The sequence below is a fragment of the Curtobacterium sp. NPDC087080 genome, from assembly GCF_044745105.1.
Classification (GTDB): domain Bacteria; phylum Actinomycetota; class Actinomycetes; order Actinomycetales; family Microbacteriaceae; genus Curtobacterium.
This window is the reverse complement of record NZ_JBIUZP010000001.1, coordinates 114885-130186: the sequence shown is the minus strand read 5'-3', so window position 1 is coordinate 130186 and position 15302 is coordinate 114885. Positions and strand designations below refer to the sequence as shown.

The following is a 15302-nucleotide window of genomic DNA, read 5'->3' as shown; positions in this document are numbered from 1 at the left end:
CGGCCGAACCCAGATCACGCTCGGACCGACCCAGCGCACGTGAGGAGCACCGATGACCACCGCCCGCGGGCTCCACGCCCACGTGCTCGAGACGCTCGGGCAGCGCATCGTCGACGGGGTGCTGCCCGCGGGCACCGTCGTCCGACCGGAGCTCGTCGCCTCGGAGTCCGGCGTGTCCCGGTCCGTCGTGCGCGAGGCCCTGCGCGTCCTGCAGTCCCTCGGCCTGGTCGAGCCACGCCAGCGCGTCGGCACGCTGGTGCTCCCCGTGACGTCGTGGGAGCTCCTCGCGCCGACCGTCATCCGGTGGCGCGGAGCCTCGCTCGCGTACTTCGTGCAGCAGCGGGAACTGCTCGAGCTCCGGCTCGGGGTCGAACCCGTCGCGGCTGCGCTCGTCGCCGGTGCCGGCGACGCGTCCGGAGCCGCCGGGTCCCCCGGCGACGCGGTCCTGCTCGCGGCGCGGGACATGCTCGATGCCTGGGCGCGGGAGGACAGCCGCGCCTACCTCGAGGCCGACGTCCGCTTCCACCGTGCGCTGCTGACCGGGTCGGGCAACGCCGTGTTCACCCACTTCGCCGGCACCGTCGAGGCACTGCTGCGGACCCGGACCTCGGAGTCGCGCGACACCATCTCCCGCTGGACCCGCGACGCCGCGGTCCGGCACGAGGCGGTCGCGCTCGCGGTCGTCGCGGGGGACGCCGCCGCGGCCGGCGCGGCAGCCACGGCACTGCTGCGCGTCACCCGCGACGAGTTCATCGCCGAGGCCCCGGACGCCTGACGGGCGCGCGGCGCGGTGCGGTGCGCGTACCGGGCGGAACCGGGCGTACCGAGCAGAACCGGGCGTACCTGGCAGAACCGGGCGTACCTGACGTTCCCAGAGCACCAGGTACGCCCGGAACCACCAGCCATCGCACGCGTCATGGGAAGGAACGGGCGGACGGGAGGCTCGCGGCGGCCCCGCCACGCGCCTCCCGTCCGGCCCCGCCCCGCCTCGACTGCCCTGCTCGCCCCGGGCGGGACGCCGGGGCCAGGGCGAGACGCCGCAGGGGCGGTGAGACGCCTCGATCCCGGCGGCGTCCTGCACGGGTCGAGGGCGCTCCGCGCCGACGCCGGGGTCTCGACGTTGCGCGTCAGCGCCGGGAGCGCGCGAAGAGCCGCGGGCCGCGAAGGCGGAGCCGCATCGTGACGGTGCCGAGCCACCGGTCGTACTTGAAGCCGACCTTGCCCATGCGGCCGACCTCCTCGAAGCCGAGCCGCTCGTGCAGGCGGATCGAGGCCTCGGCCTGCCGGTCGGCGATCACGGCGATGACCTCGCGGACGCCGGCGGCGCGGCACTCGTCGAGCAGCGCCTCCATGAGCGCGCGCCCGAGGCCCTTCCCACCCGAGGCGGCACCGAGGTAGATCGAGTCCTCGACGACGTGGTTCGACCGGTCGCGCGGGTTCCAGGGGTCGACCAGCGCGTAGCCGAGGATCTGCCCCGACGGGTTCTCCGCCACGAGGAACGGCAGCCCCCGGCGCCGGACCTCGTCGTAGCGCTGCTTCCACCGGGCGAAGGTGAAGGCCGACGGGTCGAACGTCACCGAGGAGTTGCGGACGTAGTGCGTGTGGATCTCGCGGACGTCGGGGAGGTCACGCGGCTCGGCGGCCCGGATCGTGTACGAGAAGGTCGCCTCGGCGGGCACGGGCGCGCGCAGGTGTCGCGGCAGGACACGACGGCGCTGGTATTCCTCCTCGAGCACGGTCCGAGCCTACGGGGTGCGACCCGGCGGCGGTCGTCAGCCGGCGGAGGGTCAGGCGGGGAGCGTCCAGTCGACCGGGTCGGCGCCCTGCTCCCGGAGGAGTGCGTCGACCTGCGAGAACGGCCGGCTGCCGAAGAAGCCTCGCGACGCGCTGAGCGGCGACGGGTGCGCGGACGCCACCACCGGGGTGTCGCCGAGCAGCGGGCGGACCGACGCGGCCTGGGCGCCCCACAGCACGGCGACGAGGGGCTTCCCCCGGGCGACGAGCGCACGGACCGCCTGGTCGGTGACGGCCTCCCAGCCCTTGCCGCGGTGACTGCCGGCGGCACCTGCCTCGACGGTCAGCACCCGGTTGAGCAGCAGCACGCCCTGCTCCGACCACGCCCGCAGGTCCCCGTGCTCCGGCGGCGTCACGCCGAGGTCGTCGCGGAGCTCGCGGTAGATGTTCGCGAGGCTCCGCGGGACCGGCCGCACGTGCGGGTCGACCGCGAACGACAGCCCGATCGGGTGGCCGGGTGTCGGGTACGGGTCCTGACCGACGACGAGCACCTTCACGTCGTCGAAGGGTTGCGTGAAGGCACGCAGGACGACCTCGCCGTCGGGCAGGTAGTGGCGGCCCGCGGCGACCTCGTCGCGGAGCCAGTCCCCCATCCGGTGCACGTCGGCCTCGACCGGCGCGAGGGCCTCGGCCCACCCGGGGTCGACGAGGTCGCGGAGGGGGTGCGGCCGCACGGGACTCAGGCGCCCATGGTCGCGACGGAGACGGTCTCGTCCCCGGCGACCACGCGCCAGACACTGCCCGTCCCGCGGACCTCGAGCGCACCCTCGCCGACGACCAGCGCCGTGTCCTCGTCGATCGCGAGCCCGGCCGTGACGAACTCGGCCTCGGCCGCGGCGACGAGTCGGGCCAGGGTGCCGGCCTGCACGGCGTGCACGTCGATGGTCAGGTCGACGAGCCCGAGTCCCTCGCGGAGCTCCACCTCGTCCAGGCCCTCGGATGCGGCCTGCGGGCAGACCTCGACGCCGCCGATGCGCCATCCGCCGACGAGCGCCCGGTCGGCCGCGACCATCGCGCCGGCCGAGTAGCCGAGGTACGGGAGTCCGTCGGAGACCAGGAGCCGGATCTGGTCGACGAGGGGCTGGATCGCGTCGAGGTACGCCGGGGTCACCCCGCCCCCGACCACCAGCGCGTCGACGTCACTGAGGACGGTCGTTGCGAACACCTCGCCCGCGGCGACCTCGGTCACCAGGACCTCGGCCTGCCGAGCACCGCCGAGGACCTCGGCGATGTCGGCCGTCGACGACGGAGCGGTACCGGACGGACCGGACACGGAGAGCAGGGCGATCCGGGGCACACTCCGGCCGACGGCGGCGGAACGCGCGGTGGCCTCGGCCAGGAACGGGGCGGCGACGTCCGCCGCGACGAGGGGACCCCCGCCGACGAGGTGGATGCTCACGACTCGGCCGTCACCGGGGCGAGGGCGCTCCACGGGAAGGTGATCCACCCGTCGACACGACGCCACACGTGGTCGGGCTCGAGCACGGTGCCGGGCTTCGAGTACAGGCAGGCGCTCCGCACGTCGGCACCGGCGTTCCGGATGATGTCGACGACCAGGCGCAGGGTCCGGCCGGAGTCGGAGACGTCGTCGACCACGAGGACGCGCTTGCCCGCCAGGCTCGGCGCGTCGAGGGCGGGCGACAGGATGACCGGCTCGTCCAGGCGCTGCTCGACGTCGGTGTAGAACTCGACGTTGATCGAGCCGCACTCCTTGGTGCCGAGCGCGTAGGCGACGGCACCGGCGATGATGAGACCGCCGCGCGCGACCGCGACGACGACCTCGGGCTCGAAGCCGGAGGACAGGACGTCCTTGGCGAGCAGCCGTGCCGCATCGCCGAACTCCAGCCAACCGAGCACCTCGGGCCCGTTCGTCACGGTCACGGTCGAGGGCGCCTGCTCGGCGTGCCCGGGTTCGCTGCTGATCGGCATCCGCCCACGGTACCGGCAGGGAGCCACCCGCCGCGACCCGCGCCCCGACACCGCGCGCGCCGGGACGTCAGCTCCGGGGCGTCAGCGGCCCGCGGGCGAGCTTGTGCTGCGCCGACTGCGCGACCGGCCGCACCGTCACCAGGTCGAGGTTGACGTGCGCCGGCAGCTCGACCGCGTGCACGATCGCCTCGGCGACGTCGTCGGCGACGAGCGGCTCCGGGACGTCGGCGTACACCGCGTCGGCCTTCGCGCGGTCGCCCCGGAAGCGCGTCAGGGCGAACTCGTCGGTCTTCACCAGTCCGGGAGCGATCTCGACGACCCGCAGCGGCTCGCCGTTCAGCTCCAGCCGCAAGGCACCGACCAGCGCGTGCTCGGCGAACTTCGCGGCGTTGTACCCGCCGCCGTTCTCGTAGGCCACGTGCCCCGCGGTGCTCGTGACCGTGACGACGTCGGCGACCCCGTGCGTGGCCGCGCGACGTCGGAGCTGCGGGAGCAGGGCGGCCGTCACGCGCTTCGTACCGATGACGTTGACCTCGAACATCGCGCGCCAGTCGTCGACGTCGGACTCCTCGACGCTCGCCGAACCGAGGGCACCGCCGGCGTTGTTCACGAGCACGTCCGCACCGCCGAGCTCGTCCACGCGGGCCGCCAACGCCGCGACGGCGCCGGCGTCGGTCACGTCGGCGACCAGGAACGACGCCCCGGTCTCCGCGGCGAGCGCCTCGAGCTTCTCCTGCCGCCGGGCGACGGCGAGGACCTGCCAGCCGTGCTCGCGGAACAGCCGGACGGTGGCTGCGCCGATGCCCGAGCTCGCGCCGGTGACGACGGCGAGCCGCTCGGCGGTGCTGGGCAGCTCGGTCGTGCCGGTTCGCTCGGTGTCGGGACGTGCTGCCATGGGTGCCTCCAGGTGGTGTCGGCACAACCGTACCGATCCGCGGAGGACACGATCCGGTACCGTGACCGGTCATGACGACGGACGCCGCTCCCCCCGCGCCCTCGGCGCCGGCGACGCCGCTCGAGCCGGGCCGGTCGCCGCGACGGATCCCGTTGTGGGACACGGCCCGGTTCGTCGCCGTCACGCTCGTCGTGATCGGGCACGCGATCCAGCGGCAGACGGCCGGCAGCGAGCACGCCCTGGCGCTCTACACGTTCATCTACGCGTTCCACATGCCGGCGTTCGGCGTCATCAGCGGGTACTTCTCGTCGGCTGCGACGCCGACGGCCGAGCGGATGCGGCGGACCTTCACGGACATCGTGGTGCCGTACGTCGTCATGCAGACGATCTGGACGGTGGTGCAGGCGGTCGTCGAGGGCGGCAAGGAGTTCAACCCGACGAAGCCGACCTGGACGCTGTGGTTCCTGCTGGCCCTGGGGATCTTCCGGCTGATCCTGCCGTACCTGGCGATCCTGCGGTGGCCGCTCGTCTGGGCCGTGGTGCTCAGCATCGGCGTCGGGTACCTCGACAACGTCGACTCGACGTTCTCCCTCGGCCGGGCGATCAGCCTGCTGCCGTTCTTCCTGCTCGGGTGGCAGGTCGAGCGGTGGGGCGTGTTCGACCGCTGGTACGAGGCACCCCGCCGCGTGGTGGTCCGTCTCCGCACGGCCGCCGTCGTCGTCTTCGCGGCGTGGGCGGCCGCGTGCGTGCTGTTCATCCCGCAGTTCAAGGGCTTCGACCTGCACCACTGGTTCTTCTACGACGACTCGTACTCGGGACTCGGCGAGGACGCCTGGTGGGCCGGCGGCGTCCGGCTCGGCCTGGTGCTGCTCGCCACCGTGCTGACGGCGTCGTTCCTGCTGCTCGTGCCCCGCCGGACGGTGTGGATCACCCGGTTCGGTGCCGCGACGATGTACGTCTACCTGCTCCACACGTTCGTGCTCTACCCGATCCGCGAATCCGGGATCCTGGCCGGGGAGCACTCGGCGTGGCCGTACGTGCTGCTCATGGTCGTCGTGGCCTGCGCGGTGAGCCTGTTCCTCGCGCAGCCGTTCGTGCGGCGCGGCATGCGGTGGCTGCTCGAGCCGAAGGTCGACTGGTTGTTCCGCCGGGAGCCCGTCGAGCGCTGACGGCTCAGCGGCCGAGTGCCCGGAGCGCGACCACGACCTCGTCGAGGAAGTCGTCCACCTCGTCCTGGTCGTAGCCCTCCTGCCACTTCGTCGCGCGGAAGCGGACGGCGACCACGTCCTCCGGTGTGACCGTCCGACCTCCGGTCACCGGACGGTCGCCCCGCTCCGCGGCGGCGAGCGTCGCCTGCACCCGGTCCAGCAGGTCGTCGACGTCGTCCTGTGAGTACCCCCTGCGGAACTTCGTCGGCTGGAACCGCTTCTCCGCCACGTCCTGAGCGCGCACGACGCTCCCCCTCTCGTCCGGTCCGATCCTGCCAGTCGCGGGCGCATTACGTCGCGAGGCGACACCGCTGGTGCCCGGCCCGCCACCTGCGTAGCGTGACCGTCGTCGCGACGACGCCCAGGGCCTCCCGGCCGGAGCGCGGCGACCAGTTGACGGACCGGACCCGACAGGAGCCCCGATGAGCACGAACGACGCAGCCGCCTGGCGGTTCGAGACCACGCAGGTGCACGCCGGCGCGCAGCCGGACCCGACCACCGGGGCCCGCGCCACGCCGATCTACAAGACGACGTCGTACGTGTTCGAGGACTCGGACCACGCCCGTGACCTCTTCGCGCTGGCGCGGCCGGGCAACATCTACTCGCGGATCATGAACCCGACGAACGACGTCGTCGAACAGCGCATCGCGGCGCTCGAGGGCGGCACGGGTGCGCTGCTGGTGTCGAGCGGCCAGGCGGCCGAGACCTACGCGGTGCTCAACATCGCCGGTGCCGGCGACCACATCGTCTCGTCGTCGTCGATCTACGGCGGCACGTACAACCTGTTCAAGTACACGCTGGCGAAGCTCGGCATCGAGACCACGTTCGTCGAGGACCAGGACGACCTCGAGGAGTGGCGCCGCGCCGTCCGCCCGAACACGAAGCTCTTCTTCGCCGAGACGATCGGCAACCCGCGGATCAACGTGCTCGACATCGCGGGCGTCAGCAGCGTCGCGCACGAGTCCGGCCTGCCGCTCATCGTCGACAACACGATCGCGACGCCGTTCCTGATCCGCCCGTTCGAGCACGGCGCCGACGTCGTGGTGCACTCGGCGACGAAGTTCCTCGGGGGTCACGGCACCGTCATCGGCGGCGTGATCGTCGACGGCGGCCGGTTCGCCTGGTCGGAGCACGCCGACCGCTTCCCGGAGTTCAACTCCCCCGACCCGTCGTACCACGGCGCGGTGTTCGCGCAGGCCGTCGGCAACGAGCTCGCCTACGTCGTGAAGGCCCGCGTGCAGCTCCTCCGCGACCTCGGCGCGTCGAACTCGGCGGACACGGCGTTCGCGCTCCTCCAGGGCATCGAGACGCTGTCGCTGCGCATGGAGCGGCACGTGTCGAACGCCCAGGAGATCGCGGAGTGGCTCGACCGGCACCCGGAGGTCGCGACCGTGTCGTACGCCGGGCTGCCGACGTCGCCCTGGTACGCGGCGGCGAACAAGTACGCGCCGCGCGGGGTCGGAGCGGTGCTGTCGTTCGAGCTGAAGGGCGGGGTGGCGGCCGGCAGGGCGTTCGTCGACGAGCTGCGGCTGTTCTCGCACCTGGCGAACATCGGCGACGTGCGCTCGCTCGTGATCCACCCGGCGTCGACCACGCACTCGCAGCTCACGCCCGAGCAGCAGCTGACGACCGGGGTCACCCCGGGGCTCGTGCGGCTCTCGGTCGGCATCGAGAACGTCGAGGACCTGCGTGCGGACCTCGAGGCGGGGCTCGCGGCGGCCCGGGCGGTCTCGCAGGAGGGCCAGCGCGCCTAGCGCGACGCGGGACGGAACCCCGCCACGCGCCCGAGGTGACGTAACACGGCGCGGGCGGGGCGCGCCTCCCGGCAGACTGGACCCGATGGACTGGCAGACGATCCCCGAGGACTCGGTCCCGTCCACCCTCGTGCCCGGCACCGAACTGGGGACGCTCGGCAAGCCGCCCGTGACCGGTGCCTGGCGTCCCGGTGACCACCCCGGCTCCCGGCAGTTCGCCGCACTCGGCGAGCAGTGGGTCCGCGGCGGACGGATCCCGTCGGTGCGCGTGGCCTACGAGACCTGGGGCGAGTTGAACGGGGCGCGCGACAACGCCGTGCTGCTCCTGCACGCGATGACCGGGGACTCGCACGTCACGGGTCCCGCCGGGCCCGGCCACCGGACGGCGGGCTGGTGGGGTGACGTCGTCGGACCGGGTCTGGCGATCAACACCGACCGGTGGTTCGTCGTCGCGCCGAACATGCTCGGCGGGTGCCAGGGCACGACCGGCCCCTCGTCGGTCGCCCCGGACGGCGTCGAGTGGGGCTCGCGCTTCCCGTTCGTGACCGTGCGCGACCAGGTCGCCGTCCAGGTGCAGCTCGCCGACGCGCTCGGCATCGACGTCTTCGCGGCCGTCGTCGGCGGATCGATGGGCGGCATGCACGCCCTCGAGTTCGCGGTCACGCACCCGTCCCGGGTCGAGCGGCTCGCCGTCCTGGCGTCGACCGCGCAGACGACGGCCGACCAGATCGCGGCGAACTCGCTGCAGCGCGCCGCGATCCAGACCGACCCCGGCTACGCCGGCGGCGACTACTACGAGGCAGAGGCCGGCGAGGGACCGCACCGCGGCCTGTCGCTCGCGCGGCGGATGGCGCTGATGACCTACCGGGCGCCGGACGAGCTGAACGGGCGGTTCGCGCGGTCGTGGCAGAGCGACGTCTCCCCGCTCGGCGACGACGGGCGGTTCTCGGTGGAGAGCTACCTCGACTTCCACGGCAACCGGTTCACGCGACGGTTCGACGCCTCCTCGTACGTCGCGCTGACGCAGGCGATGGACTCGCACGACGTCGGGGCCGGGCGCGGCGGGGTGTCCGCAGCGCTCGCGTCGGTGACCGCCCGGACGCTCGTCGTGGGGGTGTCGAGCGACCGGCTGTTCCCGCTCGAGGACCAGCACCGGATCGCGGCGGGGATCCCCGACACGCTCGACGGGGACCGAGCGGCGGTGCTCGACAGCGAGTTCGGGCACGACGGCTTCCTCATCGAGCACGAGGCGGTCGGGGCGCACCTGCGACGGCTGCTCGACTGAACGGCCCGTCGGCGTCCCCGCGGCACGTGCGCGGCGCGCCCGGCGCGGCGCGCCCGGCACGCCCGCGGACCGATCTGTCCACGTCCGCGTGCCGAACACCCCACAACGGGTGGGCCGCGTGGAATGATGTCGACGGGTACCCCGCCCGCGGGGTCCGGCGAACCACCGGGCCCGACCGAACCGACGTCACCACCAGGACACCGATGGACTTCATCGCACAGGAACGCGACCGCTTGCTGCGGTCGACGACCCGTGTCGTCGGCGTCACCTGCGCGCTGGTCTCCGTCGTGGGCATCGTGTCCTCGTTCGCGGTACCGCTCGTCCCCCTGCTCGGCGCGCTCGCGTGCATCGCCGTGCTCATCGCCGCGCTGCTGGTCTTCGGCACGAACGGCTCGGTGTGGTGGACCGCGCTCGCACTCGCGTCGGGCCTCGGCGCCCTCGCACTGCTGCTCTTCGGCGCCGATCCCGACGTGCGGTCCGTGGTCGCCAGCGCCGTGGTGCCACTGGCCGCCGGATCGTTGTCCGCACCGCTGATGGCCCAGCGGGGCGCCCCGGTCGGGCTCGCGATGACGATCGTCGCCGGGGTCGCGGCCGTCGGTGCCGTCGTCTGGGCCTCCGGCGGCCCGCTCTCCGGTCCGACCACCGGTGTGGTGCTCGGCTGGGTGCTCGTCGCCGTGGTGTCGGTGTGGATCGCCCGGAGCATCCCTCGCGTCGCCCGGCGCATCCAGAGCATCGGCACGGCACACCGCGCGGAGCGGCAGGCCAGCGAGACCGAGGCACAGCGCCGTCAGGGCGCCCGGCTGCTGCACGACACCGTGCTCGCGACCCTCACGCTCCTCGCCCACTCCGGCGTCGGGGTGTCCGAGCAGGCGATGCGCGAGCAGGCCGCCGAGGACGCCAGGCTCCTCCGTCACCTCCGTCTCGGGGCCACCCCGCAGCCGCAGCAGTCCGGCGACTACTCGCTCACCCGCGAAGAGGAATCGCCGCTCGGTCAGACCCTCGAGTCGGTCAAGCAGCGCTTCGGTCGGATGGGGCTCGAGGTCAGCTGGCACGGCACCGGGCAGGTCCTGCTCCCCTCACACGTCCTCGACGCGTTCCTGCTGGCCCTCGGCGAGTGCCTGGAGAACGTCCGCCGCCACGCGGGCGTCGGCGAGGCCCACGTCACCATCGTCCACGACCAGGAGACCGTCCGCGCCATGGTGACCGACTCCGGTGTCGGCTTCGACCTCGACGCAGTGAGCGCCGAACGCCTCGGCTTCAAGGAGAGCGTCGTGAACCGGCTCCGCGAGGTCGGCGGCGACGCCAAGCTGTTCTCCGCCCCGGGCTCGGGCACGACCGTCGTCCTGGAGGCCCCGCGATGACCCGCATCCCCGAGGACACCATCAGCCGCGGGTTGCCCGGAGAGACGGTGCAGCCGGCACCCCGCACGCGCCGTGAGGCGCGCGAGCGCTACCGGGGCAGCGAACGGCGGCAGGCCCGCGGGCTCCCGTCGACCTCGACCGGCGCCCGGTCGCTCCGCCAGGCGGCCAAGCCAGGCGCATCGCTCGGTGCCGGGTACCTCGGCCTCGGCGCCGCGGTGCTCACCGCCATCGAGGCCGTCGTCGGCATCGTCTTCTTCCTGGTCCGGCTGCCGGGCTACTCCGAGCCCTGGCTGCCCACGGCCGCCTGGGCGCTGTACCTGGTCGCCGCGATCGGCGTCGGCCTCAGCCTGATGACCTACGGCGAACGACTCACCGGGACCGCGTTCGCGCTGATCTGCACCGTGCTCGCGTGCGTCGTGACCCTCGACTTCATCGGCATCTTCCCCGAGCACGACATCGCGCACACCGCCAGCGCCTCGGTGGCGGCCGGGTTCGCGCTGCTGCCGGTCGCCACGCTCCGACCCGCCCGCGAAGTCGCCGCCGCCATCGCGGTGCTCGGCGCCGGCTTCGCGGTGATGGCGGCAGTCTCGACCCCGATCACCCCGGCGACACTGCCGGGCATCGTCTCGCTGCTCGCGCTGGTGGTCGTGCCGCCGTCGGTCGCCCTGTTCGTGGTCCACCGTTTCCGGCAGCTCGTGCAGCGCGAGCTCGACCGGGTACTCGTGCAGAGCAACGTCCAGGCGCCGCAGTTCGCGGTCGGCATGCTGGCGTCCGACGAACTCGCCCGGCTCGACCTGGCCGCCGAGAAGCTCCTCGACGCCGTCGCGAACGGCTCGGACCCGCTGCCGCTCTCGGATGCCTCGGCATCGGTCGCCGCGTCGCTGGCGACCGAGCTCCGGCTGCACCTCATCGAGGGCCGCCGCGAGACGTGGCTCTACCACGCGATCACGGAGTCCGACCACCTCGGCCGCTCGGTCAGCGTGGCCGACCCGCAGTCCCTCGCCGGCCACCTGGGCCCCGCCCAGCGGGACGGCCTGCTGCAGGCCCTGTGGCAGATGGTGGGCGACGGGCGTCCGGCGCAGCCCGGTGTCCCCGTCGTCTCCGTGACGCTCGGCCCGATCGGCTCCGACGGCCACCCGGTCTCCGACGAGCGCATGGACGTCCCGATCGTGTTCGAGTCCCGCGGGATCCCCCGCCGCCGCCTCGGCCCGACCACGTGGAGCGCGCTGCAGCGCATCGGTCCGTACACGGAGTCGTTCCGCGACGGGACGCTCCGCGTCGTGTCGCACTGCGTCGTCGACCGACACCCGTCGATGTAGACGGGTCCGAACTGCCGGACACCCGGCACACCTCCCCAGCCCGGACGGTCCCGACACCTAGGATCGGCGTGCACTGCCTTCGAGAAAGGACGCCTGATGGCGACTCCAGAGGAACCGATCCGACTCGCACTGGTCGACGACCACCGCATGCTGCTCGGCGCGCTCACGGAGTGGATCCGCAGCGCCGCCGACGACATCACGCTCGTCGCCGCCGTCACCACCTGGCCGGAGCTCCTCACGAGCCCGGCGTTCCCGGTCGACGTGGTGCTGCTCGACCTGGACCTCAAGGACTCCATCCCGGTGTCGCTCAAGATCTCGACGCTCAAGACCGCCGGTGTGAAGACCGTCGTGATGAGCACGTACTCGGAGCCGAACGTCGTCCGCGAGGCCCTCGCCTCCGGCGCCCTCGGCTACCTCGTGAAGAGCGAGGACGCCGACATGATCGTCGAGGCGATCCGTGCGGCGCAGCGCGGCGAGCAGTACGTCTCCGCCGAGCTCGACCTGGCGATCAACAGCGGCGACGTCGGTGGTGTGCCGAAGCTCAGCGCGCAGGAGCGGCGCGTGATGGCGCTGTACGGCGGCGGCGAGCCCGTCAAGAGCGTTGCCTACCAGCTCGGCATCTCCGAGGAGACCGCGAAGAGCTACCTCAAGCGCATCCGCGAGAAGTACCGCGTCGCGGGCTTCGACGTCGGCACGAAGGTCGCGCTGCGGAAGCGCGCGATCACCGACGGCATCATCGTGCAGGACGGCAGCCCGGTCGGGCTCTAGTCGGCACCCACACGACGGACGGGAGGCCCGTGGCGACGCCGCCACGGGCCTCCCGTCCGTCGTGTGGGCGCGTGTGCCCGCCGGTTGCCGCGACTCTTCCGCGAAAGCGACAGGCTCACACGGAACGTTCGCGGCGTTCTGTCGCTTCCGCGGAGCTCACCAAGTCGGCGCCGAGGGCGCAGCGGAGCGTCGGCGCGCGGACCGGCGTCGGCACGGGAAGATGTCCAGGTGTCCGACCTGACCCGCCCTCGCTCAGCAGCCCGTCGCGCACGTGGGGTCGGACGACACGCAGGACGCTCCTCGGATCGACGTCCGCTCGTGCTCACCGTCCTGGCACTGGCGGCGTACGCCGTCGTGCTCGCGCTCGTGATCGGGACGGCCGGCGCCGCGGCGACACGCTACGCCGGACGGGACCAGCCGGTGCACTGGGGCACCTTCCGCCTGACCGAGCGCGACTGTTCGACGAATCGGTACAGCGGGGAGACCTGCCTCTGGTACGGCACGTGGACCCCGGTCGACGGGTCACGGCCGGTTCGCGACGTCGAGTACGACAACGGATCCTCCGACCCGAAGGACGCTCCCGTCGGGGACGTCCGGACCGGCTACCGCGACGCCGACCTGCTCGACGCCGAGCCGGGCACCGTGTGGAACGGAGACGACATCGACTCGACCTGGGTCAGCCCGGCGATCTTCGCTGCGATCGGACTCGCGGTCCTGACCTTCCTGGTGTTCCAGTGGGGGGACGCATCACGACTGCGACGGTGGTGGCGGCGTCGCAGCGCGACGTCCGGACGGTGACCGGTCAGCGAGCCTGGTGGAGCCGACCGGTGCCGCGCCCGGCTCCGCTGGGGGTCAGACCGTGGGCACCGGTGCCGTGATCGGTCCGGTCGACGGCGACGACGACCGCAGGGAGGCACGACGGTCCGTCCGCCGTTCGACGCCGTAGCTCACCATCGTCACGAGCAGGCCGAGCAGCGCGAGCACGATGCCGAGCCACGCCGGTGCGAGGAACCCGAAGCCGGCGGCGATGACCGCACCACCGAGCGCGGCGCCGAGCGAGTTGCCGATGTTGAACGCGGAGTGGTTCAGCGCCGCCGCGATGGTCCGGGCGTCACCGGCGACGTCCATGAGACGCGACTGGACCGCCGGCGGGATCGCGGAGGAGGTCGCACCGAGCAGGAACGCGCCGAGGAACACACCCCAGACCCACTGCGCCGTGAAGACGGTCACGAGCAGGGCACCGATGAGCGCGAGCATCCCGATGTAGATCGTGCGCTTGACGCTGTGGTCGGCCAGGTGACCGCCGAGCACCCCGCCGACGACCATGCCGAGACCGACGACCACGAGCACGAGCGGCACGGCGGACTCGGGCAGCCCGGTGACGTTCTGCACGAGCGGCGAGATGTACGAGTAGACGGCGAAGAACCCGCCGAAGCCCACGGCCCCGAGGCCCATGACGATCCAGAGCTGCGGCGACCGGAACGCCCGGAGCTCACGGCCGATGGTCGCGTGCTCGTCGGCGGCGCTGCGCGGGACGAACGCTGCGACGGCCAGGAAGGTCAGGGCGAACAGCAACGAGACGACGCCGTACGCGATGCGCCAGCCGGCGTTCTGCCCGATCCAGGTGATCGCGGGCACACCGACCACGTTGGCGATCGACAGGCCGAGCATCACCATCGCGATGCCCTTGCCGCGCTTGCCCGGGCCCATGATCTCGCCGGCGACGATGGAGGCGATGCCGAAGTAGGCACCGTGGGGCAGACCGGCGACGAAGCGAGCGACGAGCACGAGGCCGAAGTTCGGCAGCACCGCGCTCGCGACCGTCGCGACCACGAAGCCGACGAGCAGCACGAGGATCAGGCCCTTGCGCGGGAACGTCGCCGAGATCGCCGCGATCGTCGGCGCACCGACCACCACGCCCAGGGCGTACGCGCTGACGAGCCAGCCGGCGTGCGCGACACCGGCGGCGGGGTCGGCGGCGTACTGCGCGGGCAGCAGGGCCTCGGCGATGTTCGGCAGCAGCCCCATCGCGACGAACTCGGTGGACCCGATGGCGAAACCACCGAGGGCGAGGGCGATGAGGGCGAACGCGCGCTGCGTCGGCGTGGTGAGCGTCATGCGACCTGTCTGGATCGGGGAGGAACGGAGGTGGGACGAGGGGCCGGGACCCGGATGCGTGCCGTGACCTGACCGGACCGCCACGCCGCACGCTCTGTGTGCCCACGACGTCCCGCTGCTCCCGGTGTGCCCACGGCAGCGGTGCGGCACCCCTGTGGCGGCGGAGTCGGCAGCGGGGTCGGTCCGTGTTCGGCGTCGAACGGTCCGAGCACGCCTGCAGCGGCCCGTCCCAGCAGTGTAGACCGCTCCAAACGGCCGACGGAAGACGACGGGCCGAATCGATTCGACATCAGCCGGAAACACCGCTGTGGAGCGGGACCGGCTCCCGCCGGAGGCGCCAGCGCGGCAAGTGCCGTCGCTGCTCGACGGGCCTCAGGCCGCGCGGCGCTCCTGGCTCACGGACCCCATCGACACCGGCTCGGGCAGCTCGTCACGATGGGCCCACCCCGACCCGCACTCGGTGCAGCTCGCCCAGGCGTTACCGCCCTGCTCGTCGCTGTCGATGACGACCGTCTGCAGGTCGCAGTCGGGGCACCAGCCGTCGTGCATCATCACGCGCTCCTCGTCGTCGTCGGGGTCGACCCGAGCCACCGGTGCGGCTCGATGCGGACCATGAGACACCCGACCACCGACAACACCGGGAGGCGCGCGGCGTGTCCTGTGCCTCACAGCGGGCGTACGCTCGGCGCATGGGGTGGTGGATCGTGACCGGTGTCGTCCTGCTCGTCGCAGTGGGGCTGTGGCTGTGGATGCACCACCTGACGGACCTCGGCTCACGCTCGCGGCAGTACGAGGGCAGTGACCCCGAGATCGCCGAGGCCCTGCGGCAGGCCGAGCGCGACCGCAACAACGGCCGCATGTACCCCTGACG

The 15302-nt window shown here is 72.8% G+C and carries 16 protein-coding genes and 2 pseudogenes; 9 read left to right on the top strand and 9 right to left on the bottom strand.

Annotation, left to right across the window (positions count from 1 at the left end; all coding sequences use genetic code 11):
- The first annotated feature begins 52 nt into the window (after window positions 1-52).
- The gene (locus ACIPEQ_RS00615; protein ID WP_402713432.1) at window positions 53-775 is read left to right on the top strand and encodes a FadR/GntR family transcriptional regulator; all 723 of its coding nucleotides are present in this window, start codon (window positions 53-55) and stop codon (window positions 773-775) included.
- A 352-nt stretch (window positions 776-1127) separates the two neighbouring features.
- On the opposite strand, the gene ACIPEQ_RS00610 is transcribed toward ACIPEQ_RS00615, so the two are convergent.
- The 5 genes from ACIPEQ_RS00610 to ACIPEQ_RS00590 form a co-directional block, all read right to left on the bottom strand.
- On the bottom strand, window positions 1128-1736 hold the full coding sequence (locus ACIPEQ_RS00610; RefSeq protein ID WP_402713430.1) for a GNAT family N-acetyltransferase: 609 nt from the start codon (window positions 1734-1736) through the stop codon (window positions 1128-1130).
- Window positions 1737-1787: 51 nt separating this feature from the next.
- A complete protein-coding gene (locus ACIPEQ_RS00605) occupies window positions 1788-2468 on the bottom strand; it encodes a uracil-DNA glycosylase (protein WP_402713428.1) in 681 nt (226 codons plus the stop codon).
- Window positions 2469-2473: 5 nt separating this feature from the next.
- On the bottom strand, window positions 2474-3193 hold the full coding sequence (locus ACIPEQ_RS00600; protein ID WP_402713427.1) for a Type 1 glutamine amidotransferase-like domain-containing protein: 720 nt from the start codon (window positions 3191-3193) through the stop codon (window positions 2474-2476).
- Window positions 3190-3723: a phosphoribosyltransferase gene (locus tag ACIPEQ_RS00595; protein ID WP_402713425.1), complete on the bottom strand. Its 534-nt coding sequence runs from the start codon at window positions 3721-3723 to the stop codon at window positions 3190-3192. Before ACIPEQ_RS00595 ends, ACIPEQ_RS00600 begins: the two co-directional genes overlap by 4 nt.
- A gap of 67 nt (window positions 3724-3790) precedes the next feature.
- Window positions 3791-4618 carry an SDR family oxidoreductase gene (locus tag ACIPEQ_RS00590; protein ID WP_402713424.1) on the bottom strand — a complete coding sequence of 276 codons (828 nt, stop codon included), beginning with the start codon at window positions 4616-4618 and terminating at the stop codon, window positions 3791-3793.
- A gap of 71 nt (window positions 4619-4689) precedes the next feature.
- Here ACIPEQ_RS00590 and ACIPEQ_RS00585 point away from each other — a divergent pair, with 71 nt between their 5' ends.
- Window positions 4690-5787, top strand: coding sequence for an acyltransferase family protein (locus ACIPEQ_RS00585; RefSeq protein ID WP_402713423.1), 1098 nt, complete (start codon window positions 4690-4692; stop codon window positions 5785-5787).
- Window positions 5788-5794: 7 nt separating this feature from the next.
- Here the strand turns inward: ACIPEQ_RS00585 and ACIPEQ_RS00580 are convergent.
- Window positions 5795-5935 (bottom strand): annotated as a pseudogene (locus ACIPEQ_RS00580) (DivIVA domain-containing protein); the annotation flags it as partial.
- Window positions 5936-5974: 39 nt separating this feature from the next.
- Window positions 5975-6055 (bottom strand): annotated as a pseudogene (locus tag ACIPEQ_RS00575) (DivIVA domain-containing protein); the annotation flags it as partial.
- Window positions 6056-6248: 193 nt separating this feature from the next.
- Between ACIPEQ_RS00575 and ACIPEQ_RS00570 the strand changes: the two are divergent.
- The 6 genes from ACIPEQ_RS00570 (at window position 6249) to ACIPEQ_RS00545 (ending at window position 13111) form a co-directional block, all read left to right on the top strand.
- The gene (locus ACIPEQ_RS00570) at window positions 6249-7580 is read left to right on the top strand and encodes a bifunctional o-acetylhomoserine/o-acetylserine sulfhydrylase (protein ID WP_402713421.1); all 1332 of its coding nucleotides are present in this window, start codon (window positions 6249-6251) and stop codon (window positions 7578-7580) included.
- Between the two features lie 85 nt (window positions 7581-7665).
- Entirely contained in the window at window positions 7666-8865 is a 1200-nt protein-coding gene (locus ACIPEQ_RS00565; RefSeq protein ID WP_402713420.1) for a homoserine O-acetyltransferase, read from the top strand.
- Between the two features lie 203 nt (window positions 8866-9068).
- The gene (locus ACIPEQ_RS00560) at window positions 9069-10226 is read left to right on the top strand and encodes an ATP-binding protein (protein ID WP_209677377.1); all 1158 of its coding nucleotides are present in this window, start codon (window positions 9069-9071) and stop codon (window positions 10224-10226) included.
- The gene (locus ACIPEQ_RS00555; protein ID WP_402713417.1) at window positions 10223-11545 is read left to right on the top strand and encodes a hypothetical protein; all 1323 of its coding nucleotides are present in this window, start codon (window positions 10223-10225) and stop codon (window positions 11543-11545) included. The genes ACIPEQ_RS00560 and ACIPEQ_RS00555 overlap by 4 nt, the downstream gene beginning before the upstream one ends.
- 96 nt (window positions 11546-11641) lie before the next feature.
- Entirely contained in the window at window positions 11642-12313 is a 672-nt protein-coding gene (locus ACIPEQ_RS00550; protein WP_069710716.1) for a response regulator transcription factor, read from the top strand.
- Between the two features lie 318 nt (window positions 12314-12631).
- The gene (locus ACIPEQ_RS00545; RefSeq protein ID WP_402713415.1) at window positions 12632-13111 is read left to right on the top strand and encodes a hypothetical protein; all 480 of its coding nucleotides are present in this window, start codon (window positions 12632-12634) and stop codon (window positions 13109-13111) included.
- A gap of 54 nt (window positions 13112-13165) precedes the next feature.
- Here ACIPEQ_RS00545 and ACIPEQ_RS00540 read toward each other — a convergent pair whose 3' ends face one another.
- The gene (locus tag ACIPEQ_RS00540; protein WP_209823498.1) at window positions 13166-14431 is read right to left on the bottom strand and encodes an MFS transporter; all 1266 of its coding nucleotides are present in this window, start codon (window positions 14429-14431) and stop codon (window positions 13166-13168) included.
- Window positions 14432-14803: 372 nt separating this feature from the next.
- Entirely contained in the window at window positions 14804-15022 is a 219-nt protein-coding gene (locus tag ACIPEQ_RS00535; protein WP_402713413.1) for a hypothetical protein, read from the bottom strand.
- Window positions 15023-15120: 98 nt separating this feature from the next.
- Here ACIPEQ_RS00535 and ACIPEQ_RS00530 point away from each other — a divergent pair, with 98 nt between their 5' ends.
- A complete protein-coding gene (locus tag ACIPEQ_RS00530) occupies window positions 15121-15300 on the top strand; it encodes a hypothetical protein (protein ID WP_209823496.1) in 180 nt (59 codons plus the stop codon).
- The last annotated feature ends 2 nt before the right edge of the window (window positions 15301-15302 follow it).

Excerpts from the sequence above, each read along its gene's own strand:
- ACIPEQ_RS00595 (WP_402713425.1), bottom strand. The coding sequence starts at position 3,723 with ATGCCGATCAGCAGCGAACCCGGGCACGCCGAGCAGGCGCCCTCGACC.
- ACIPEQ_RS00550 (WP_069710716.1), top strand. The coding sequence starts at position 11,642 with ATGGCGACTCCAGAGGAACCGATCCGACTCGCACTGGTCGACGACCAC.
- ACIPEQ_RS00565 (WP_402713420.1), top strand. The coding sequence starts at position 7,666 with ATGGACTGGCAGACGATCCCCGAGGACTCGGTCCCGTCCACCCTCGTG.
- ACIPEQ_RS00530 (WP_209823496.1), top strand. The coding sequence starts at position 15,121 with ATGGGGTGGTGGATCGTGACCGGTGTCGTCCTGCTCGTCGCAGTGGGG.
- ACIPEQ_RS00560 (WP_209677377.1), top strand. The coding sequence starts at position 9,069 with ATGGACTTCATCGCACAGGAACGCGACCGCTTGCTGCGGTCGACGACC.
- ACIPEQ_RS00585 (WP_402713423.1), top strand. The coding sequence starts at position 4,690 with ATGACGACGGACGCCGCTCCCCCCGCGCCCTCGGCGCCGGCGACGCCG.
- ACIPEQ_RS00615 (WP_402713432.1), top strand. The coding sequence starts at position 53 with ATGACCACCGCCCGCGGGCTCCACGCCCACGTGCTCGAGACGCTCGGG.
- ACIPEQ_RS00540 (WP_209823498.1), bottom strand. The coding sequence starts at position 14,431 with ATGACGCTCACCACGCCGACGCAGCGCGCGTTCGCCCTCATCGCCCTC.
- ACIPEQ_RS00590 (WP_402713424.1), bottom strand. The coding sequence starts at position 4,618 with ATGGCAGCACGTCCCGACACCGAGCGAACCGGCACGACCGAGCTGCCC.
- ACIPEQ_RS00570 (WP_402713421.1), top strand. The coding sequence starts at position 6,249 with ATGAGCACGAACGACGCAGCCGCCTGGCGGTTCGAGACCACGCAGGTG.
- ACIPEQ_RS00555 (WP_402713417.1), top strand. The coding sequence starts at position 10,223 with ATGACCCGCATCCCCGAGGACACCATCAGCCGCGGGTTGCCCGGAGAG.